Genomic DNA, 22,772 nt, shown 5'->3' on the forward strand with positions numbered 1-22,772 from the left:
GTTTGATGGAAAAGGGCTTAGGAAATTGGAAATGGAAAACCTCAATATTGTTGAAATCAAATCATTTGTTCCAGCGAAAGATTACGCGCTCTCAAAACGTTTTTATGAGGCGATAGGCTTTGATATGGCGTCAGACTTCGGTGATGTGGCGTACTTCTCTCAAGGCAGTTGCGCGTTTCTTTTACAGAATTTTTATGAGCCAGAACACGGCAACAACTTCATGATGCATTTGCTCGTAGAAGACGCAGAAAGCTGGCATCAGCACTTATCCAAAGTAGGCCATGAGGAATTTGGTTCGCGTTTAACTGAGCTGGTCGAGCAACCTTGGGGTATGCGCGAATGTTGTTTGTTTGACCCTAGTGGCGTTTTATGGCGAATCGGTCAGAACATGAATACTGATTAACGCCAGTCCTCTTTTCACCACATCTATATCGCGCAGGTATTGAGATCTCGATACCTGCGCGTTTTGTTTTTGCTTAACCTTGCCAACGTTTCTCGCGCACTCACGCCTTTTTAGAGGTGGTGTGTGATGGACTGACCCCAAAAAGCTCCTCAAGCAGCATGGCTTTGAGTTCTGCTCTGACTTCTGCCCCACCGATTAACGCCAAAAGTGCGAGTCCACCTGGTATGAGAATCACCATCAATATTGGTCTTAAAATATAAGAAAAGCAGAATATGGTCGGCAAGAAAATCAATCCTTGGCCTAGTTTGTTTAATACGTACATGAGCGATTCCTTTTGTTTTTATATGAAATTGAGCGTGCTCATTTTTTATAATTGAGCGCGCTCAATTTGTCAATGTCAGCCGCTCAAGGTATGATCCTTTCAGGCTCATTAAGCAGATACATCAATGACGAAGCGACAACAAACCAGAGACAAAATCCTAAAAGCCGCGTGGGCATCTTTTGCTCAGAATGGCTATGACATGACGACCACAAGGCAGATTGCGAGAGAAGCAGGAGTCGCCGATGGTACGGTATTCAGCCACTTCCCGACCAAACTGTCGATTTTGCGCGAAGGGATGCTGACGCAACTGCAACAGATCAGCCAAGAGACGCTAGTCAGTGTGGAAGGTAAGACAGCTATCGACATTGGTTTGGCGCTGACGGAGAAATACTATCGCTACTATTTTGCGAACGTCGAGTTGAGCCGAGCCTTGTTGAAAGAGGTGATTTGGGATTTGGATTATTACCAGTCGTTTAACCAAGCTTTGTTTCAATCTGCGAGCGTAAGTTCTGTTCTTGAAGACAAAATGCCGTTGATTTTTGACTGCTACTTCATGACGCTAATCGCACATTTAAGCCGAGCAGAACCGGATGTTGAAGCCGCGCTTACAGATCTTCATGCTAAGTTTCAGCAAATCATTCCCATTAAATCACTTGGCTAATGGCTAAAAGTCGAATCTTAGATCCAGCATTTCAAACAATATCGGTTTTGATGAAGCCTTCTTGTTCGAGCGTTCAACGGTGTACAGGAGCGTTTACCGAGCGGTTGATTGATTCGGCTATGCTATCGACGCGAGACAGGTCGAGCTCATCCACCCCAACTTTTGGTGGTGATTGCATGGCTGAGTAGTTATAGAGAAATCGATAAATCGCTTGCCACTGTTTAATGCGCTGCAAACTCAAGTGGGCAGCGTAGCTTGGTGGTAACCATTGGGTATAACGGTTCCAAAACTCGCTGCTCCAATTCGGGTGTGTCGGGATTAATTCGTCTATTGATTCCGATGGTCTTGCGCTTTTTTGAGTCAGCCACCCCATCCCCACTTGCCAACTCCCATATTGATTTTGGATGTTCCCACGACTCCATGTTTCATCCCACCAACTCATCTTTTGCTTTGCATGATTTAAGCTCAGGTTTTCCTCTCTTTGTCCAATATGGCAATAATAGAGTTGCGTCGTGCCCCGCTTAATGGCGGAGTTAAAAGCGGTGATCGCTGCCCCTCGTAAAAAGCTTTCATGTTCGAGGACAAAGCGTTTCGGCACTTTGTTAGCAAAGTATTTCGCCAAGTTTTGCATGTGCGCGTGCGCAGCAAAAACTGGACGAGTGAGTAGCACTTCTTTTGATTTCGCGTGCGAACCATCGCAGTAAGCGAGTTGGTCAAATTGGCTGCGGCTAAGAATTTTGTCGTAAGTGCGCTGTGCTTGGAGAAATACATCTGATTCGTTTGGCATTTCTTCTTGCTGCGTTAATTGGTAACGACTTTGCTCCCAAAGCGGTTGAGGAATGACGTGCTCTGACATCTCTGTCTGAGGAAACCAAGCGTTGTCACTGAGCAAAAGCACGTAACCCGTTTGGGCATCGGCGCTGCATAGTGTCCAAATATGCGCTGCACGTTGTTCTCGACCATGGTGGCGAAAACCAGAGCGCGCCACTTGAACAAAGGAACGAGTTTGGATATTCGAGAACGATAAGTGACGTTCGTATAAGCGACTAAAAGTGTCCAGCATACTTGCCAAACGTTCAAGATATTGTGAAAAACGGCGATGATTCAAGCCCAATTTATACTGTAAATCTTTGGGTGAAACCTCGGCCAATAGAGCATCAAGCAGTGGTTGGAGTGTGTGGGATTCTTTGTTCGGGTTCAGCAGCGTTGCGGTTTTTTGACAGCAGCGACACTTTACTCTTGGGCTACCGACGGCGGTTCTCCCGTAACGTTGCCAAGCAGGTAATCGGCATTCGCAATGAGGCAATAGCTTCAACTCAAAGGTTTGCTGTTGTAGTTGATGAGCCAATGCGAGTATCGGCTCGTTAATCAAAACCGGAGGATAAGCACCACACTCAGGGCAATGCCACGCATCGTAGCCAAGCCGATTTGAGCGCGAATACAAACTGAGATCAGGTACGCCGCAATTAGGGCAGCCAAATGATTTACAGCCATTGTATTCTCGACGAAAAGTCATGGTGCTTATCCTTTGAGGTTATTTGTCAGAGACTCACTCTTTGACGCTGACATCCACTTGGCGACCCAGCGCCGGAACGATAACGTCTTTCTTGGCTTTAAATTGGTCAATCAATACTTGGGTGACTGAATCGCCTTGCGACTCTAACGTGCCTTTTTCAAATACATGATAACCGTCGCCCCCGCTCGCTGCGTAAGAGTAAGTGGCCACTTTGTATGATTGCGAGTCGTTCACTGGTTTGCCATTTACGTTCAGGCTGAGCAGGCGTTTACCTTGCGGTTTTGCGTTGTCGTAGCGCGCTTCAATACCGGAGAATTGTGCCAGACCGTAAGGTAAGGTGTAGCTGTACTCCAGCAGTTCTTTCAGCTGTGCGCCGTTGAGTTTTACGACGGAAAGTTTATCTGTGAATGGGAAAAGATCCATTACGTTTTCCATCGTTACTGGGCCTTTGTTAAGGTCAACGCGAATACTGCCCGAGCTGATCATACCCACATCCGCTTTAGCGGCTTCGCGCATCATATCTGCTACTAAATTGCCTACGTTGGATTCGCGGTAATAACGTCGGTACGCCGTGTCATTAATGGTCGCCAACTGCAGACCAAGCTCTGGGTATTGTTTGCGAGCATTGGCGATAAGATCGCTGGTTTTCTTGTCGCGCTCAAGCTTGTCTGACTCGACTGGGATCAGTTTTCCGTCCAGTAGTTTTACGTCGTGCTTTTCGGTGTCTACGGCAAATTTAGTGTAACCCAAGTATTTACCTTGGCCGAAAGTGAGGCCGATAACTGTGCCCGTTTTTGGGTGCACGACAGGCTTCCATAAGCCATGGTCAGAGTGGCCGCCAAAAATTACATCAACCCCTTTTAGCTTGCCTGCCATGTCGTAATCTTCATCAAAGCCGCGTTGCACTTCGGGATCGGCTTCTTTGTCGGTTTGCATTGGTGCCGTTTTATTTTGGTGTGTGAGCACGACAACCATGTCCACTTCGTCGCGGATCTTATCAACCCAGAACTGAGTGGTTTTGATTGGATCGTCGATAGTCAAACCTTTGCGATTACCTTTCCACATAGTGTTGTAGAAGGCATCAACGCCCATTACCCCAATCACACCGACACGAATGCCATCGCGTTCAACAATGGTATATGGCGAAGCAAAAGGCGCATTGTTTTGCTCAAACTTGATGTTGGCATTGAGCACGAGGTAGGCGGCTCTTGGCATGTTCTCTTTCAAGGTTTGCCAGCCGTATTCAAATTCGTGGTTACCGAGTGTTATCGCGTCGTAGCCCATCGCACTGTACAAATCGAAAGAGAGCTTGCCTTGCGTTTTTTTCGCGAGTGAACCAGTGAAAATGTCCCCCGCATCGAACAAGAAACTGGTCTCCTCTTGCGCGCGGGTTTGTTTGATCAGTGTGGCAAGGTAAGGAATACCGCCAATGCGGCTAATGTCTGGATTCCAAAATGCGTCAACGGGCTCATAAACGCTTTCAATGTCATTGGTGTGCAGCAACGTGACGTTGCGAATTTCCGCAAAGGAAGAAAATGACACACCGATAGAGAACGCCGCTAACGCATACAGCAACGGCTTTTTAGAAAATGTCTTCATAGTTGATCCGGTAAAAGTTGAGTAAGAAGTAAGGTTTCGCGAAACAGAGCAACTTTAAAAAAGCACGTAACTCAGGCGATTGAATTGGATCACATAAATTCATGTCAGTAATCGCTAATTGACGCGGAATGTCATTTTGAGTGGGCGTTGAGTGCACAGAAATAACAACGTAGTTGGGTAAAAATTAGTCGATATGAGATAGTGGACATATTGATGCGTATCAGTGAAAACGCGCATAAAACAACAAAAACTCAGTTGGATGAACTCAAGGAAGAACGATGAAAAACAACGCATTTAATGCACTTTTGGGGACAGAGTTACCGATTATTCAAGCCCCAATGGCTGGCGTGCAAGATAGCCAAATGGCCATTGCAGTGAGTAATGTTGGCGGGCTTGGCTCGTTACCTTGTGGAATGCTGAATAAAGACGCCATCGTTAAAGAACTTCAACTTATTCAACAGGCGACCAATCGACCGTTCAACCTCAACTTCTTTTGCCATGAAATGCCGAAATACGACGCTAACAAGCACGAAGAGTGGCAAAAAACGCTGCAACCGTATTTTGCTGAAGTTGGTGCAACCGTACAGGCTCAGCCAAACGCTCCGACAAGGATGCCTTTCAGTCATGATATTGCTGACGCGATTGAACCATTTGCACCGCCAGTGATCAGTTTCCACTTTGGTTTGCCTGCCGATGACTTGTTAGCGCGAATTAGAGGCTGGGGAGGGAAGACCCTTTCGACAGCGACCACTGTGGATGAAGCACTGTGGCTGGAAGCAAAAGGCGTTGACGGCATTATCGCTCAAGGCTTGGAGGCTGGTGGACACCGAGGCATGTTTTTATCGGATGATTTATCTACTCAATTAGGCTTGTTGGCGTTGTTACCGCAAATCGTTAAGCGCGTGAATTTACCTGTTATTGCTGCAGGAGGAATTGCCGATAAAAGCGGTGTTGAAGTTGCGCTGAAGTTAGGAGCAAGTGCTGTGCAGGTTGGCAGCGCCTATTTGTTGTGTGATGAGGCAAAAACCTCGTCTTTACATCGATATGCGATTGCCAGTGAGCGCGCGCAGCATACGGCGGTGACTAATGTTTTCTCGGGCAGGCCAGCACGAGGCATTGTGAATCGCGCGATGTCGGAGCTAGGCTACATCTGTGAGTCTGCGCCGAAATTCCCATATGCTTCCATTGAAATGACTCAGTTAAGAGCGCTTATGGAGAAGCAAAACCGAGATGAATTTACGCCGTTGTGGTGCGGACAAAATTCGTCGGGTTGCAAAGAAGTTTCGGCGGCAGAAATGACACTGTCATTAGTGGAAGGGATTGATTTGAGCTTATGTTCCTCAGACTGATTTGGCCTGAGGAACACATTTCAAGTGAAGGTTATTGAGGCGCTTTCATCGCTTCTGATTGATCGCCCGTCATCACGAAGTGCAACTCACCACCTGGCTTGAACTCGGAATGGTCGAAGAAGAAACCGTTATCCAAAGCTTTGCCATTGATGGTGACAGACTTGATGTACATGTTGTCATCGGCGTTGTTTTCTGTGGTGATGGTGAACGTGCCCCCTTTAACCGGAATCACTGCTTTGTCGAATAGCGGACGACCCACAGTGTAAATAGGTTCTGCTGCGTTCACTTGGTAGAAGCCTAATGCAGACATCACATACCAAGCGGACATTGCGCCTACATCTTCGTTACCAATGACGCCTTCTGGCGCAGCGAAATACATGTCATCCAGAATGTGGTCGACGACTTGTTGCGTCTTCCATGGTTCTGCGGTCCAGTTGAATAGGTAAGGAATGTGGTGCGAAGGCTCGTTACCAAACGCAACTTGACCAATCAAACCAGACATATCCGGTGTTTCTGTGCCTTGGCTTTCTGCGGTGAAGGTTGCTTCTAGGTTTTTCTGGAACTCAGCATCGCCACCCATGATGGTTTTTAAGCCCGCGATGTCATGCGGTACAAACCAAGTCCACTGCCACGCGTTACCTTCGGTGTAGTTGCCTGTTTCGTGTTCTGTGCCGTATGGGTCGAATGGCGTCATGAAGGTTTCATCAATCATCACTGGGCGCATAAAGCCCGTCACGCCATGTTCTGCGTATTCCGTTGGGTTGTAATCGAAGTATTTTTTGTAGCCTTTTGAGCGTTCAAGGTATTGCTCTTCCGCTTGAGTATCACCGGCTGTTTTGGCAATTTGTGCGATAGCCCAATCGTAGAACGCGTTTTCTAGACCGTAAGAAACAGACTCAACCGTGTAGTCTTCAAATACTGGTTCACCATCGACACGCTGGATAGCAGGCGTGAAGCCGTTTTTCTCAATGTAGTCGATGTGCTTGGTTAAAGTGCGATCCAATACGCCCTGATCCCAATCGGCTTGCAGTGCCGGGTAGTTGTCGTAAGTCGAAGAGTCGATCGCGGCTTTCAGTGCCAGCTCTTTCTCTTGCTGAGTAAACTCTTCTGGGAACTTAGTGATCGCATCCGCAATCACTGCTACCGCTGGGTAGCCAACCATGGTGCCTGTTTCGTCACCTAAGTGCTCCCACTTCGGCAGCAAGCCGCTTTCAGTGTACTTCTGAACTAGGTTCTTCGCGTATTGCACCGCGCGAGTTGGCTCTGTGATGGTTTTTAATGGGTGTAATGCACGTTGGGTATCCCATAGAGAGTAAACCGAGAAGTTTGGCTGTTCTTCTGTTGCTTGACCGTAAGCGATGGAGTATTCCCCTTCGCCTTCACGAATTGAGCCTTTGCCCATGCCACGGAATCGACCATCCACGTCTTGATGCACAATCGGCGCAATTTTGGTGTGGTAAAGCGCGGTGTAGAAGATCTCTTTCTGATCTTCTGTGCCCCCTTCGATAGAGAAGTTGAGTGCTTTTGCCCATTTCTCGCGTGCGTTGTTGCGCGCAGTATCGAAAGAGACATTCGCTTCGGCATCGTGGTTGTTTTCTGCACCTTGTGGATCAACCGCAGACAACGCCACTTGCGCGTTCAACTCTTGTGAGCCCTCATCTTCAAATTCGATGTAGGCAGTGACGTCCGCTTTGACACGCTTGATGGCATTACCTTGGTCATCGTAAATCAATTCAGAAACGCGCTCTGCCGTTAGGCCGTCAACAGGTTCGCCATTGGCAAGGATGTAGACGTCTTTGATCTTCTTATCAAAAGTCGCATAGAAGAAGATTTTTTGGTTTTTCGCCCAACCAGAGAAGTGCGCTGCGTCGCGCTCGCCCGTGATAGTATGACCGTCTTCGCTCACCGTCAGTTTGTTGCGCAGAGAGGTCGAACCCCAATCACTGTTAAGGATGGAGTTGAGGTCTATCTTCAGACGTTGTGGTTGACCTTGTGGGTAGGTGTAGCGGTGGAAGCCGACACGTTCAGACGCTGTAAGCTCAGCTTTGATACCGTTCTCTGCAATTTTCACCGAGTAGTAACCCGCTTCTGCCACTTCTGAGGTTTTGTCCATCTTGACTGAAATCGCTTCGCGGTAGTCGTCGCTGTCTTCGATGTATTTAGCTTTATCTTCGGTAAACGGTAGGAACAGAATGTCACCTAAGCCGCCCATACCCGTGCCAGATAGGTGAGTGTGGGAGAAGCCAAACAGGGTCTTTTTATCGAAGTGGTAACCTGATGAAGAGTGCCAGCCGATCAGCTCGGTATCTGGAGACAGTTGCACCATGCCTTCTGGCACAACAGGACCCGGGAAGGTGTGTCCGTTAAAGCCGGTACCAATGAATGGGTCGACGTATTTTAGGTTGGAAGTATCGACGCTTGGTGAGGTGTTATCGTCGTCATCGTTGCAGCCAGCCAAACCAATAACACTTGCAATCACTGCGGTGGCGATAGCGGTTTTCGTAAAGTTCATAATCTTGATTCCTTAGGCAGGAAGCGCATCACTTCCTGCCACTGAGTTAATCTATCTGCTTATTCTTTAAACACGAATTACATAAAACGTTACTGAGCTTGAAGCGCTTCTTGCTTGTCACCCGTCATGACGAAGTGAAGCTCGCCGCCCGCTTTGATTTCGCTGTGCTTGAAGGTGAAGTTGGCATCCAGCGGTTTGCCGTTGATGGTTACGGACTTCACGTACTTGTTGTGTGGGCTGTTGTTGTCCGCGATGACTGTGAACTCGCCGCCTTCCACTGGAATGGTGATTTCATCAAACATAGGGCGACCGATGGTGTAGACCGGATCCGCAGGCGTCACTTGGTAGAAGCCCATTGCCGACATCAAGTACCAAGAGCTCATCTGACCCACGTCTTCGTTACCAATCAAACCAGTTGGCTCGCTGGTGTACATCTCTGACATGATGCGGTCTAGGTACTCTTGCGCTTTCCATGGCTCATCCGTTAGCGCATATAGGTAAGGAATGTGGTGCGATGGCTCGTTACCGTGCATGTACTGACCGATGTAACCCGTTAGGTCTGGCAGTTCTTCACCAGTGTTGGAAGAACGCGCATTGAATAGCTCGTCCAAGTCTTCACGGAAGGCTTTCTCTGGCGTGGTGTCTTTGCCTTGTGCCAAGTCTGCTTGGTAGATTTTTTGTTTCAGACGGTTGAAATCGTGCATTGGTTGGAACTTCCATTGCCACGCGTTCCCTTCGGTGTAGGCAAACTCGTCCACATAATAAGGGTCGAATGGTAGCAGCGGGCATTTCTCTTTCATCACGCCCGAGCCTTCTGTCCACTCAACCATTTCACACTCATCCAAACGCTCTTCATCAATTGGTTGGTTGAACTCCAAAGGCGGTTTGTTTGGTGATGAGCTTAGCGGGTGGTTTTTCGGACGTAAGAAGCCCGTCTCTGCATCCCAATGGTTAAGCCAGTTGTCAGCACGAGTCATAAACTCTTCTTGCAGTTTTACATCGCCAGCCATGCGCGCGATTTCTGCCATTGCCCAGTCGCCATAAGCAAACTCAAGCGTGTAAGACGCACTGTTCCAATAGCCGTGATGAACAAAGCCGTTTTCTTCGTACACCTTCACTTGCACAACGTTTGCTGCGCCGATGTTGTTGTCTTCCGTCCAATCTGGGAATTCAGACGCCTCGTGGTAACGCACCGTAAACTCAGCCGCTTCTTTGGCAAGTTGTGGGTCGATGTCTAAGCCTTTTGCCATCGCGTCAGCAATGATAGAAACCGCAGGGAAGCCAATCATAGTACCCGTGTAGTGGCTGTGTAGTTCCCATTTCGGCAAGATGCCACCGTCTTCGTATTTACGAATCAGGTCGTTGGCAAACTCTTCGGCACGTTCTGGGTCGATAATGGTTTTTAGTGGATGCGCTGCGCGGAAAGTATCCCACATGGAGTACACGGAGTAGTTTGGCGTATCGCCCGCGTCTTTTTGAATGCGAGTACGCATCGCAGGGTATTGACCGTCGACATCTTGGAAAATCATTGGCGCGATAGAAGCGTGGTAAAGCGCGGTGTAGAAGATCTCTTTTTGATCTTCTGTGCCGCCAGATACCATCATGCGGCTAAGCTCTTGGTGCCATGCGTCGTTGGCTTGAGCGCGCGCAGTATCAAATGACACGTCTTTCGCTTCTGCTTCTAGGTTTTTCTCTGCACCTTCTGTGCCTGTTGGTGACAAGCCTACTTGGATTTCTAGCGGTGTTGATGATGGTGCGAATTCTAGGTAAGCGATGGTTTTCACTGCGTCGATGTTGTCGTTGTTTACATCGATTTCCGTTTCCGCACCGTCAACTAGAGCAATGGCTTTGACGATAGGTTGGTTAAAGGTAGCGTAGAAGTACACGTGTTGGTTGTTCGCCCAACCGTTTGAGCTACGTAAACCGCGAATGGTGTAAGCGTCGATGAACTCTAAATCACCTTTCATGGTGCGGTTGTTGAAGTGACCTTTGTTGAGGGTGTGGTCTAAATCGAACTTGATGTGTGGCGTGGTGCCTTCTTTGAAGGTGTAGCGGTGGAAGCCAACACGTTGCGTGGTAGTTAGCTCAGCTTTGATTTCGCCTTTGTTCAGTTCAACCGCGTAGTAGCCCGCTTCTGCGGTTTCGTTGTCTTTATCGAAGGTATTGAAAACGGCGTTTTCTTTCTTGGTGAAAGGCAGAACTAAGATATCACCAAGGTCGGTAATGCCTGTGCCAGAAAGGTGAGTGTGGGAGAAGCCATACACCGGGATTTCAGTCAGCTTGCCGTGGTCGAAGTAGCCTGCAGCAGAGCCCCAGCCTTCCATTTCGGTATCAGGAGATAGTTGTACCAAACCGTAAGGCACAACCGCCCCCGGGAAGGTGTGACCGTCTGCGCCCGTACCAATCAATGGGTTGACGTATTGGGTTAGCGTGGTGTCGAGGGATGGAGTACCAGATTTGCTGTTGTCGTCGTCACTGTTACAACCAGCAAGACCAAACATGGCAGCAAGTATAGCGGTAGAGATAAGGGTTCTTTTTAGTTTCATTTTTATGGTTCCACTGAAGTGAAGTTTTTTTAGGGAGCTCGATGCCCCCTTTCGTTATTTGGATGGTATCGGTTACTGCGCTTTCATCGCTTCAGATTTGTCTGAAGTCATGACGAAATGCAGTTCACCACCGTCTTTCAAATCGCTGTGCGCGAAGCTGAAGTTGTCACTCAATTGTTTGCCGTTGATGGTCACCGACTTCACGTAGATGCTCTCTTGGCTGTTATTTTCTGAGGTGATGGTGAATTTACCGTCCGCGACTGGAATAACGGCTTTGTCGAACAGAGGACGACCGATGGTGTAACTTGCCTCGCCCGGTGTGACTTGGTAGAAGCCCAATGCAGACATCACATACCATGCCGACATCTGACCGACGTCTTCGTTACCAATCAGACCTTCATGCGTTGGGTGGTAGAACTCGTTCATCGCTTGGTCGACGATTTCTTGTGTCTTCCAAGGTTCTGCCGTCCAGTTGTATAGGTAAGGCACGTGGTGATCAGGCTCGTTACCCATCACGAACTGACCGATGTAGCCAGACATGTCGTGTGATTGGCTCGTATCGGCGTTGGAGTCCGCATTAAACAGCGCATTCAAGTTGGCTAAGAATGCCGCTTTGCCTTGTTCGGTTACGTTTTCAGGAAGAGAGAAGTCAGTACGGTCGATGTGCTCGCCGCCCATCACGTTAGCCAGACCGTTCAAGTTGTGCGGTGCAAACCATGTCCATTGCCATGTGTTGCCTTCAGTAAAATCTTCGCCTCGGTGCTCAGCACGGTAAGGCCAGAAAACGTCGCTTTCGTTGAGTGCTTTACGGTCTTTACACGCGTTGTAGTCCATACCGTCTGGGATAGACAGCGCCATGTTCTCGTCCAAACATTCGGCTTTCAGGTTGTTTGCCCAAACCTTGCTGCCGCTGTTCATGTAAGCCGGACGCATAAAGCCCGTCGCACCCAATGCGTTGCCTTTGGTGTCTTGCAGTTTGCCGTATTGCTCTGGGTTGTAATCGAAGTAGTTCTTGAACGATTCTGAGCGCGCCATGTAGCGGTCGTACTGTTGGTCGTTGCCTGCAAGTTTAGCGATCTGAGCGATACACCAGTCGTAGTAAGCATTCTCAAGACCGTAAGACACCGATTCGTTCACGAGCTCGTCGTATTTATCGACTTTTAAGCCCTCTACGTAACCCGGTTTGTCACCAGAATCCGGCGCCCATTTGGTATTGGCTGGAATAAAGCCGACGTCTTCTTGGTAGTCGTTATGACGCGTCATGACCGTGAAGCGTTTGTCACCGTTCCAAGCATCTTGGTAAGGCACCCAGCTCTCTGTTTTATCAAGGTTGAAGTTGACTGTTTCGTCAGCAGCTTTTAACGCCAAATCAAACTCAGCGGCAGTAAAGGCTTCTGGGTGTTTGACCATGATATCAGCAATTACCGAAACCGCAGGATGACCGACCATTTCACCAGTGTAATCCGAGTGCAGTTCCCATTTTGGCAGCACGCCACCCGTTTGGTATTTGTTCAATAGATCGCGTGCGTGTTCAATCGCGCGATCTTTATCGATGATGGTTTTCAGTGGGTGTGCGGCGCGGAACGTATCCCACATTGAGTATACTGAGTAGTTCACTAAACCGTCTTCTGCTTGGTGCACTTTGCCATCCATGCCACGGTATTTGCCATCCACGTCTTGGTATAGGAATGGAGCAACAAACGTACGGTAGAGCGAGGTGTAGAACATGGTTTTGTCGGCTTTGTTGCCACCTTCTAGTTCAAACTCGCCAAGGATGTTTTCCCAAGCCACGCGGTTTTGTTGTACGACGTTATCGAAATCCCAGCCGTTAGTGTCTGCTTCTAGGTTTTTCAGTGCGCCGTCAACGCCAGTGCCAGAAATCGCTACTTTGACCACCAATGGCTCATCGCTCTTGCCAAAGTTCAAATGCGTCAGGACATCGTTTGCGCGTTTTGCCAAACGTTCTGGGTCAGGTTCTGGTTCGCCCGGCATTGGTTTGTGCTCTGCGTAACCGCGGTAATCTTCTAAGCCGACTTCGGTAGCGTCAGTTGGAGTCAGTTTGCTCTCAGAAGCCAGCTTGGTGTACAGGTTCTCTTCAATGATTGGATCAGAGAATTCTGCCGCGAAGAAGACGGTTTGCCATTGACCCCATTCGTTTGAGGTGCGCGCGCCTACGACGGTGGTGTCATTAACGCGTTTGTAGTAGATGCTGCGAGAGTGGTTGCCGTATTGTTCTAACAGTTCGTGTTGCAGGTCGATACGCACTTTACGATCTTCACCCGGCTTGAAGGTGTAACGTTGGAACGCCACGCGATCGGTTGCCGACAGTTCAGCTTTTACGCCAGTTTCTACAAGGTCAACCGAGTAGTAACCAACTTCTGCCACTTCCGAGCTTTTATCCATGGTCACGGCATCGGTATTGAAGCCTGTGTATGGCAAGAAAGCGAAGTCGTTTAGGTCGCCTTTACCTGCGCCAGAGATGTGGGTCATTGAGAAGCCAGAAAGCAAGCGGTGCACAGGATCGTATTCAACAGGCGAGCCTTTACCATTCCAACCGTTTGGATCGAAGTTATCTGGTGACGGTTGAATCATACCTTCTGGCATCACTGGCGATGGGTTGACGTTGCCAAGACCTTTAGTGCCGATCAAGGTATCAACGAATTCCAAAGTAGGGGTAGAGATAACTGGAGTTTCTGGATCAGAGTCGCTGCCACAACCAGCAAGACCAAGCATGGCGGTTAACACTGCAGTAGAGAGTAGGGGTCTTTTTAGTTTCATTGTTTTTATTCCACGAGAAAAGGGGACACGAGGTCCCCTCAAAATCATTATTCGCCTAGGTTGGCTTGCATTGCTTCAGACTTGTCAGCCGTCATCACGAAGTGCAGTTCGCCGCCTGCTTTGAATTCGCTGTGCTGGAAGGTGTTGTACACATCCAGAGGCTTACCGTTGATGGTCACTTCTTTGATGTACATGTTGTCTGGACCGTTGTTCTCAGCCGTTACCGTGAAGGTGCCAGAACCAATGTCTACCGTCGCTTTGTCGAAGATTGGGCGACCGATGCTGTAGGTTGGATCGGTTGGCGAGATTTGGTAGAAGCCCAGTGCCGACATCAAGTACCATGCTGACATTTGACCTACGTCTTCGTTGCCGATGATGCCGTCTGGCGTTGGTTTATAGAACTGGTCGTAAACTTGGTCTAGGTATTCCTGCGCCTTGTAAGATTCTTCAGTACGGTTGTACAAGTAGATGACGTGGTGCGAAGGCTCATTACCGTGAATGTACTGACCGATGTAGCCTGTCATGTCTTGGTGTGCTTCGCCGCCATTTGGATCGGCGGTAAATAGGTTGTTCAACTTGTCGTTCAGACCTTGAGTGCCGCCCATGATTTCAGTCAGCTTGTCCAAGTCTTGCATGAACGCCCATTGCCACTGCCACGCGTTACCTTCGGTGTAGTAGAACGCGTCAGACTTGTAAGGGTCGAAGTCAGTTGAAGCGTATTTCAGCGCACATGGGTCGCCTTCTTTCAGTTCCGTCGGTACAAAGAAGCCTGTGCCGTCTGCGTTACCTGCTTTTGCATCCCAGTGTTTCAAAGAGTTGTAAGAGCGTGCTTTGAACTCTTCATACGCGTCCATATCGCCAGCAGCTTTCGCCATTTCTGCGATCGTCCAATCGTAGAATGAGAATTCCAACGAGTACGACACTGAGTTCCAGTTCGGGTAACGAACACACTGTTCTTTCTCGTGGTAGTTCAACTGACCTGCCATAATTGAGCTTAGGATGTCGTCATGAATCTGTGGGTATTCATGCGGCGTGTAACGTGCTGATTTTACTGACGCGGTGTAAGCTTGCTCTGCATCAATCAAGCCTTTGGTCACCGCATCGCCTAGAATTGCTGCCGATGGGTAGCCGATCATGGTGCCGGTTTCTGAACCATGACCTTCCCATTTCGGCAATAAACCAAACTCGTCGTTGGATTTACGAATCAAGTCTTTCACGTATAGCGTTGCCTGGTCTGGGTCGATGATGGTCCACATTGGGTGAACCGCGCGGAACGTATCCCACGTTGAGTAAATCGAGTAGTTTGGTGTGTCGCCATCTTTCAGTGTGCGCACCGTGCCAAGCATATCGACGTATTGACCGTCCACATCGTAGAACTCGATTGGGGCGATCATCATGTGGTACATGCCAGTGTAGAAGTTGGTTTTCTCTGCGTCTGTGCCGCCTTCTACTTTGATTTTCGCCAGCTTCTCAGCCCACGCGTATTCTGCGTCTTCTTTTACTTTTGCTAGGTCGAAACTTGGTGCTTCCGCCTCTAAGTTTTTCTGTGCGCCTTGCCAGTTAACAGGAGAGATACCCACGCGGATTTCAATTGGTTCTTCGCCTGTGCCGAAGTTTAGGTAAGCGGTCAGATCATCGCCTGAGTAAACCGCGCCATTACGCATTTCGCGCGTTGGTTCTAGATCTTGTTCGCCCAACAGTGCTTTGGCGATTGGTTGGTTGAATTTCGCGTAGAAGAAGATGTCCTGACCTTGGTGATCTTGCCCTTGGAACCAGCCTGTTGAGGTTTTACGACCGCGAATGGTGTATTCGTCCACCACTTCTACTTTGTTCTTCAAAGACTTGCCGTTGTTGTTCATTAGGGTATGACCTAAATCGAACTTCACGTTACGGTCCGCGCCTTCAGCAAAAGTGTATTTGTGCAAACCAACGCGTTTGGTTGCGCTCAACTCTACTTCGATTTGACCTTGGTTTAGCTTGGTTTTGTAGTAGCCTGCGCTTGCTTCTTCATTGGCTTTGTCGAAAGAGTTCAGTTGTGTGTTCGCTATGTCTGCGTATGGCAGAACCAAGATGTCGCCTAAGTCCGTTGCGCCTGTACCTGAAAGGTGAGTATGTGAGAAGCCGTACAGCGGAACGTCAGTGTTAACCACTTCGCCAGTTTCGTAGTTGGATGAATCCCAGTAGCCAGATGCCGAGTGCCAAGGGTTAAGTCCTGATTCATGGTCTGTGTTAGAGCCGATGAAAGTATCTGGAGACAATTGAACCATACCTGCCGGTACCGTCGCGCCCGGGAATGTATGACCAGAAGCCGCTGTGCCGATCATTGGATCGACGTATTTCAATACCGCAAGATCAACAATTGGATCGCCCGGCAGTGAAGAGGAAGAATCGTTGTCGCTGTTACAGCCAGCCAAGCCACCCGTCAGACCAACCAGGATGGCCAAAGAGATAAGATTACGTTTAAACATGTGCATACCATTTTGTCGTTATTCGTATATAAAAAGTGTTTATAAGAGACTGTTTATAAAGGACTGCTTATAAAATTTGCTTGTAGGGATAGCCGGGAGATGTGCTCCCCCGGCTGAGTTGTCACTATTGGGATTAACGAGAACCTGCTGGCATCTCGTCTTCATGCAAGAACTCACCGATACCTTGTGCTGGTGGAAGATCTTGCTCTAGAGAGCCCCAACGTTGATTTGGTTTGTCGCCCATCACGAACTCCAACTCACCGCCGTACATGATTTCGTCATGAGTCAGGTAAGTGCGGTTGAAGTCTTTGCCGTTGTAGCGAGCCGATTGAATGAAGATGTTTTCGCGGCTAACGTTCTTCGCGGTAACCGTGAACTTCTGGTTGTTGCCGACATCGATAGACGCGCTTTCAAACAGCGGAGTACCGATTTCGTAGATGCCAGAAGAAGCGTTCACTGGGTAGAAGCCAAGTGCACGGAACACGAACCACGCAGAGAGCGTTCCGAAGTCGTCGTTACCACAAATGCCGTCAGCGGTGTTCTTGTAGCAAATGTTGGTTGCTGCGGCGATGGCTGCCTGACCTTTCCAAGGTTGACCGACGTAGTTGTACAAGTACGGCACGTGGATATCTGGTTCGTTACCTTGCACGTGCTGACCAACGTTACCTGTGTTGAACACTGGGAATTGGTTGTCGCCTGCGTTGCGGTCTGGGTAGGTTGACCAGTACTCATCCAAGCGAGCTGCGAACAAGTCACCGCGTTCTGCTTCAGGGTTTTGTGTCTTGTCGAAGCGTGTCATCAGGTCAATCAAGCCATGAATGTCGTGTTGAACGCTGAACGAGTATTGCCAGCCGTTCGATTCAGAGAATGACCAGTTGAACATGTCTGGACGCCAGTCTTTACCAACCGCGCGACCGGTGATTGGGTCTACCCAACCTGCATCGATAAACTCGCCATCGTAGTCACGGGCTTTGAACCAACCTTGGTATTGCTTACCGCCGAAGTCGAATTGCGCTTGCCAGTTTTTAGAACGGTTAGCGAACTCGGTGTAGCGTGGATCTTCTTCACCAAACACTTCTTTGATCGATTGTGCGATTGCCCAGTCGTTCATTGAGTATTCAAGCGAGTAAGATGCTGTCCAAGAGTCTTTAAATGGTGAGTGACCGCCGTAAGAATCTGGTGGAGTGTCGTGCAATTGCGCTGGCACGTAACCTTGTTCTTCGTACTCTTTGATCCATGCTACGCCTTGGCTTGTTGCGGCGCGCGCGTCTGTGATCATCGCTTCAACTAAACGTTCTTTAACGTCTTTGCGCTCTGCTTCTGTAAAGCCAAGATCGATCATGCGTTTTTCTAGTGAGCCTTTCGACAACACATCATGAATCACAGGCGTTGAGTGCATGCCCATCATCATTCCTGTTTCGTTGCCTTTGAATGTCCACTCAGGCAGGCGACCTTTGCGCACGTTGCCATTGTCATCCACCCATTCTTCTTCTGCGTAAGACAACATAGACAGCACCACGTCTGCTAAGCGGTCTGGCTCAAGAATCGAAGACAGCGGTTGAACTGCGCGGTAGGTATCCCATAACGAGAAAGTGTCGTAGCGCGTGAAGTCTGCTTTGCCATCTTTGTTAGCATCGGCAGTGCGGATTGACTCTTTCAGCGTATCAATCTTATCGCCCCAAGGTGTGTTGCCATCTGGGTAAGCGTTGCGACCTTGGTGAACTTGGCGGTAGCGACCATCTAAGTCAGAGTGAATGGTTTGACCTAGGTACGAGTGGTACATCGCGGTGTAGAACGTCTGTTTGTAATCTTCGTCGCCAGAGACTTGGATCTTGCCGAGTTCGTCTTCCCATTTCTTCGTTGCCGCTTCGCGTACTTGGTCGAAGTTCATGCCAGCAACTTCTGTCATGTTAAGAGAAGCACCTGATTTGCCATTCTCGCCAATCTCAACGTTTGATAGCGCCAATTTCGCTTCAACCGTTAAGCCGTCTTTGGATGTGTCGAACTCAACGTAAGCGCGTGCGTATTGATACTTGCCACGTGTTTCGTTACCGATTTCCGTAATGCCTTCTGGCACGTCCATGTAACGACCTTGCTCTTTATCGTAGTAAGCAAAGCGAACGTTTTTGATTGGTTGGTCGAATTCCATCACGAAGAATTCTTTTTGGCTTGGTGCCCAACCATCAGAGAAACGGTGACCTTCAAGGCGGTTATTGTCTTTGTCCCATTTCAAGTAAGAATCTGAGGTGTAGTCCCAGTTAATTTTGAAGCCAGTGTTCACGATGATTTCTGACTTCTCATCACGAGGGAAGGTGTAGCGGTGCACACCAACGCGATCCGACGCCGTCAACTCGGCTTTGATGTCGTAATCCAATAGATCGACTTTGTAGTAACCTGCTGTCGCTTGCTCGTCACGATGTTGGAAGCGAGACGCTTCTAGGTTTAGCGTTGCTGAACCTTCGTCAATCATGTAATCCGAACGTGAGTTGATTGGCATGACGAGAATGTCGTTCAAGTCGCCTGCACCTGCTCCGGAAAGGTGGGTATGAGAGAAACCGGAAGTACGTGCGTCGTGGTAGTAGTAGCCTGAAATGTATTCCCAGCCGTTAGAACCGTTGTTTGGAGAAAGCTGCACCATGCCGTGTGGTGTGGTTGCACCAGGGTAGGTGTTGCCTAGGTTACCTGTACCGATAAATGGGTTGACGTAGCGTGTTACGTCCATATCGGCGAAATCTACCGGAATGTGAACGCCCATGTCGATTTCAGGTGTTTCTGGGTTTGGCTTGTCATCACAGTCGCCATCGCCAACTGGAGGACATACTGGCTTGCCGCCGTCAGGAATATCCGGCAGTGCAGGGTTGGTATCACCGCCTTCATAAATGTTGGTTGTGTCGTCGTTACAGCCAGTCAGACCGACTAGACCGCTGAGAACTGCGCAAGCGAGTAGGGAAGGTTTGAATTTCATTTTTAAAGCCTTGTAAGTTGTAGGTTTATGTAGTTGTTGAAAGCAGAGGTATTACTAAAACTTAAAAACTTGAAATAGAGCCCTTTGGGGGAAAGGGCTCTTAGGGGGAGGAGCTTAAGGTTTAAGCTTTCACAAGAGTCGCTGCGTTACGCATCGCTTCTTTCGTTGAACACTCAACAACGTTTGCTTTTGCAAAGCGGTGAGCGTCTTTTACTTGGATATCGTGAGCTAGAATAACCAGCTTCGCGTTTGCTACATCTAGGTCAGTGATGCGGTTCTGGATACCGTTTTGACCTTGAGTTTCTACTTTGATTTTTAGACCCGCTGCTGCACCTGCTTTCTCTAGTGCTTTCGCTGCCATGAATGTGTGTGCTACGCCAGATGGGCAACATGTTACTGCTACGATGTCGTACTCGCCTTCGCCTGCTGCTGGAGCCGCTTGAGCTTGCGTCGGTGCTGCTTCTACGATTTCGTCTTCTGCTTCTTCTTCAGCAACTGGTTTCCAGAAGCCAACGATAACTGCTGTTGTTAGTGAGCCTAGTGCGATACCTACAACGTACATTGGGATGTTGCTTGATACAGGTGCTGTGATTAGACCGCCCCATGGTGCGTGTAGTAGTACGTCTGTTAGGAAGCCGAACACACAACCAACGATACCACCAGCAACGATTGAAGGAAGAACGCGTACAGGGTCGTTTGCTGCGAATGGGATAGCACCTTCAGAGATACCGATAGAGCCCATGATTGCTGCTGCTTTACCTGCTTCTTGCTCTTGCTTAGTGAACTTCTTCTTGAATAGGAATGTTGCTAGTGCCATACCTAGAGGAGGCGTACAGATTGCGATACCAACACCACCCATTAGCCATGGTTGAGTATCAACTTGAGTTTGAGCGAATAGCGTTGCTACTTTGTTGATTGGACCGCCCATATCGAATGCAGTCATACCACCAAGAATCGTACCTAGAACCACTTTAGAAGCGCCAGCCATAGAAGCTAGGAATTCGTTCATCGAAGCCATGAAGATCTTGATTGGCTCACCGATACCCCATAGAACGATACCTGCAGAGATAAGCGTACCAACAAGTGGGTAGATGAAGTAAGCGCCCAACGCAGTCATGTTAGCAGAAAGAGGGATCTTCTTAAGTTGGAATACCACACCACCAGCGATGAAGCCCGCTACGATACAACCAAGGAAGCCGCCGCCCATGTCAGCCATGATGCCAGAAGAGATCATCGCTGGTGCTAGTGCTGGTTTGTCTGCAATTGAGTAACCGATGAAGCCACCAAGAATAATTGGGAACAGCACCAGACCTTTAATACCGATATTAGAAATATCAGCCAATAAACCGTCTGCTGGAACCGCACCTTTACCTGATGCCATTACCGCCAGCGCCAGTAGTACACCACCCGCAACGATAAATGGAAGCATGTGAGAAGTACCGAATAAAAGGTGACCTTTCATGGTACTTAGGATTTTTTTGAAATCGTTATTATTACTAGCTTGAGCTGTGATTGTACTCATAATTTCACGCCTTATGAATTAATTAAAATATTTAGTATTTGGTTTTCGTCTTTTGCGTTATGAATATCTTCAATAAACTCTTCGCTAAATTTACCGAATAATTCTTGAAGAACATAAATATGGTGGTCGGCACCGTTATCTGGTGAGGCAATCATGAAGAATACGGTCGGTTTGACTCCCTCTTCGTCGCCATACTCGATGCCTTCGCGCTTTACGCCAACAGCGATTGCAGGCTCTGTAACCGCTTTGCTTTTTGCGTGTGGGTAAGCGATACCGTCCATTGAAGTTACGCTTAATGCTTCACGCGCTTCGATGTCGGTTAAAAAAGCCTCTTTGCTGCTGATTCGATTATTTTCGAATAGCATTTGCGCTAGCTCTTCAAAGACTTCTTTTTTATTATTTGCTTGAAGATTGCCTTTAATTAAATTGACGTTTGTTAGTTCTGTAATCATTTTTTGACTCATTGGTACTGAAGTAATGAGGCAAATTTAATTAATGTTACGGTTTTCTGAAATAGTAAAAAAAATACAATAACTATACTTTTGTATCACCCAAGCTTAAGTGTGATAGCCGTCATTAATAACGCGGAATATTATAAAATTTATTATGTGATTTATATTCCATTTATTTTGAAATTAATAATGAAGCTTGAAAATAAACGAGAAGGGAATCAAATATGGTTCAATTTTGCTATAAAAAAGAGGCACTGTGCTAAATCTCCTCCAATAACCTTTTTAATCGCTCTATTTTCTATCTCTTTGAGAAAAGACATAAAGCGAGCAGCACTCTTGTTTTGAGCGCTTGTTGGGGTCAATGGTACAGGTTGCTCGTTGGCAATAGATTTATCACCACGCTCCTTCGTCCGCGGAGCGGAGTGATGGCTTAGGAGAACTGATAGTGAACTCAGCTAGTTCCTCCCCTGAGACACATTGGCGAATGTAAGCTCCGAATCTGAAGCCATGGGGAGGTTAGGGAGGGTTGTTACGCTGAATTTGACTAATCCATTAAGACGGATTTTTGTACTTATGCAGCAAATCTAACGGGATGTGGCAGTAATCGTTTGGGAAACGAGTGAGCCTATCTTGATGCTCTTCGTCGCTTGGAACGTAGTTTTTTAGTGGTAATACTTCAACCGCAATCTTATCGGCATCGTCTCTTGTTGCTATAAACGATTTGGCGATTTCCAGGTGCTTGGTATCATGGCTGTATACGCCGGTACGGTATTTTTCACCAACATCGTCCCCTTGCTTGTTGATGCTATATGGGTCGATGATTTCAAAGAAATAGCCCATTAAGGTTTCAACCGACACTTGGCTTGGATCAAACTCGGTGCGAACGCATTCTGCGTAGCCATCGTATTCAGATTGAGTGTTATCCGTCTTGCCATTTGCTCGTCCAGCTTCGGTGCTGATTACGCCCGGAAGGTGGCGCATAAATTCTTGTACGCCCCAAAGGCAGCCGCCTGCGAAGTAAATCTCTTCCATCATTTTATCCTGTAAAACTTTGCGCCATTATGGGCAACACCGTCATGCAAACACAACTCCTACCATAAAACAGGAACAAGGTTGCAGTGATTTGCTCTCTTTTTCATTCAAGTCGTCCTCGTTAGATTTGATGCCAATGCCAGCAATTATTGAATCAAAAATACTTACGAAGAGAGCCAATATGAAAATAGAACATGTCGCGATTTGGACAGAGCGTTTGGAAGAGCTGAAAGGCTTTTATGAGAAATATTTTAACGCCGTATCCAACGATAAATACCACAATCCGAAGAAGCACTTTTCGTCTTATTTTCTTTCGTTTGAAAGTGGTGCTCGATTGGAGTTGATGTCGATGGAAGGAGTGAGCGCCTGTGAAAACTCTCACGCGATGCAAGTAACAGGGTTGGCACACTTTGCCTTCGCATTAGGATCAGAGCAGGCCGTTGACCAAATAACCAAAACCTTGGTGGAAGATGGTTATCAAAGGATTGACGGGCCGAGATACACTGGCGATGGTTATTACGATAGCTGCGTATTAGATCCAGATGGCAACCGTATTGAGCTTACCGTTTAACGCGACTTAGCTTATTGACCCTGTTCACAGGCTGCTTTCATATGAAAGTGTTCGGGCGTATACTGCAAGCTCATCA

The 22,772-nt window shown here is 48.0% G+C and carries 15 protein-coding genes; 4 read left to right on the top strand and 11 right to left on the bottom strand.

Features of this window, described 5'->3' with window-relative positions; all coding sequences use genetic code 11:
* Positions 1–31: 31 nt before the first annotated feature.
* Entirely contained in the window at positions 32–403 is a 372-nt protein-coding gene (locus tag ACF8CV_RS01130) for a VOC family protein (RefSeq protein WP_005395273.1), read from the top strand.
* A gap of 100 nt (positions 404–503) precedes the next feature.
* Here ACF8CV_RS01130 and ACF8CV_RS01135 read toward each other — a convergent pair whose 3' ends face one another.
* Positions 504–725 (bottom strand): hypothetical protein, encoded by a 222-nt coding sequence (locus ACF8CV_RS01135; protein ID WP_005481464.1) that lies wholly within the window; start codon positions 723–725, stop codon positions 504–506.
* Between the two features lie 124 nt (positions 726–849).
* On the opposite strand from ACF8CV_RS01135, the gene ACF8CV_RS01140 reads away from it, so the two are divergent.
* On the top strand, positions 850–1,386 hold the full coding sequence (locus tag ACF8CV_RS01140) for a TetR/AcrR family transcriptional regulator (RefSeq protein ID WP_020841781.1): 537 nt from the start codon (positions 850–852) through the stop codon (positions 1,384–1,386).
* 73 nt (positions 1,387–1,459) lie between these two features.
* Here ACF8CV_RS01140 and ACF8CV_RS01145 read toward each other — a convergent pair whose 3' ends face one another.
* Both ACF8CV_RS01145 and ACF8CV_RS01150 read right to left on the bottom strand, forming a co-directional pair.
* The gene (locus ACF8CV_RS01145; RefSeq protein ID WP_138937830.1) at positions 1,460–2,902 is read right to left on the bottom strand and encodes a hypothetical protein; all 1,443 of its coding nucleotides are present in this window, start codon (positions 2,900–2,902) and stop codon (positions 1,460–1,462) included.
* A gap of 33 nt (positions 2,903–2,935) precedes the next feature.
* A complete protein-coding gene (locus ACF8CV_RS01150; protein ID WP_138937829.1) occupies positions 2,936–4,501 on the bottom strand; it encodes a bifunctional UDP-sugar hydrolase/5'-nucleotidase in 1,566 nt (521 codons plus the stop codon).
* A gap of 278 nt (positions 4,502–4,779) precedes the next feature.
* Between ACF8CV_RS01150 and ACF8CV_RS01155 the strand changes: the two genes are divergently transcribed.
* Positions 4,780–5,850 carry a nitronate monooxygenase family protein gene (locus ACF8CV_RS01155; RefSeq protein ID WP_138937828.1) on the top strand — a complete coding sequence of 357 codons (1,071 nt, stop codon included), beginning with the start codon at positions 4,780–4,782 and terminating at the stop codon, positions 5,848–5,850.
* Positions 5,851–5,881: 31 nt separating this feature from the next.
* Here ACF8CV_RS01155 and ACF8CV_RS01160 read toward each other — a convergent pair whose 3' ends face one another.
* The 8 genes from ACF8CV_RS01160 to ACF8CV_RS01195 form a co-directional block, all read right to left on the bottom strand.
* Complete coding sequence (locus tag ACF8CV_RS01160; protein ID WP_155006952.1) at positions 5,882–8,362, bottom strand: GH92 family glycosyl hydrolase; 2,481 nt, start codon at positions 8,360–8,362, stop codon at positions 5,882–5,884.
* A gap of 89 nt (positions 8,363–8,451) precedes the next feature.
* A complete protein-coding gene (locus ACF8CV_RS01165; protein ID WP_138937198.1) occupies positions 8,452–10,908 on the bottom strand; it encodes a GH92 family glycosyl hydrolase in 2,457 nt (818 codons plus the stop codon).
* A gap of 72 nt (positions 10,909–10,980) precedes the next feature.
* Complete coding sequence (locus tag ACF8CV_RS01170) at positions 10,981–13,686, bottom strand: GH92 family glycosyl hydrolase (RefSeq protein WP_138937197.1); 2,706 nt, start codon at positions 13,684–13,686, stop codon at positions 10,981–10,983.
* 47 nt (positions 13,687–13,733) lie between these two features.
* On the bottom strand, positions 13,734–16,154 hold the full coding sequence (locus ACF8CV_RS01175) for a GH92 family glycosyl hydrolase (RefSeq protein WP_138937196.1): 2,421 nt from the start codon (positions 16,152–16,154) through the stop codon (positions 13,734–13,736).
* 133 nt (positions 16,155–16,287) lie between these two features.
* Complete coding sequence (locus tag ACF8CV_RS01180; RefSeq protein ID WP_138937195.1) at positions 16,288–19,119, bottom strand: GH92 family glycosyl hydrolase; 2,832 nt, start codon at positions 19,117–19,119, stop codon at positions 16,288–16,290.
* A 121-nt stretch (positions 19,120–19,240) separates the two neighbouring features.
* On the bottom strand, positions 19,241–20,641 hold the full coding sequence (locus ACF8CV_RS01185) for a fructose-specific PTS transporter subunit EIIC (protein ID WP_392415857.1): 1,401 nt from the start codon (positions 20,639–20,641) through the stop codon (positions 19,241–19,243).
* A gap of 11 nt (positions 20,642–20,652) precedes the next feature.
* Entirely contained in the window at positions 20,653–21,093 is a 441-nt protein-coding gene (locus tag ACF8CV_RS01190; RefSeq protein ID WP_005436338.1) for a PTS sugar transporter subunit IIA, read from the bottom strand.
* 552 nt (positions 21,094–21,645) lie between these two features.
* Entirely contained in the window at positions 21,646–22,125 is a 480-nt protein-coding gene (locus ACF8CV_RS01195) for a peptide-methionine (S)-S-oxide reductase (protein WP_171055848.1), read from the bottom strand.
* A 181-nt stretch (positions 22,126–22,306) separates the two neighbouring features.
* Here ACF8CV_RS01195 and ACF8CV_RS01200 point away from each other — a divergent pair, with 181 nt between their 5' ends.
* On the top strand, positions 22,307–22,696 hold the full coding sequence (locus ACF8CV_RS01200) for a VOC family protein (protein WP_138937192.1): 390 nt from the start codon (positions 22,307–22,309) through the stop codon (positions 22,694–22,696).
* Positions 22,697–22,772 lie beyond the last annotated feature (76 nt).

Source organism: Vibrio sp. zbq_1 (assembly GCF_043102935.1).
GTDB classification, from domain to species: Bacteria; Pseudomonadota; Gammaproteobacteria; order Enterobacterales; family Vibrionaceae; genus Vibrio; species Vibrio parahaemolyticus.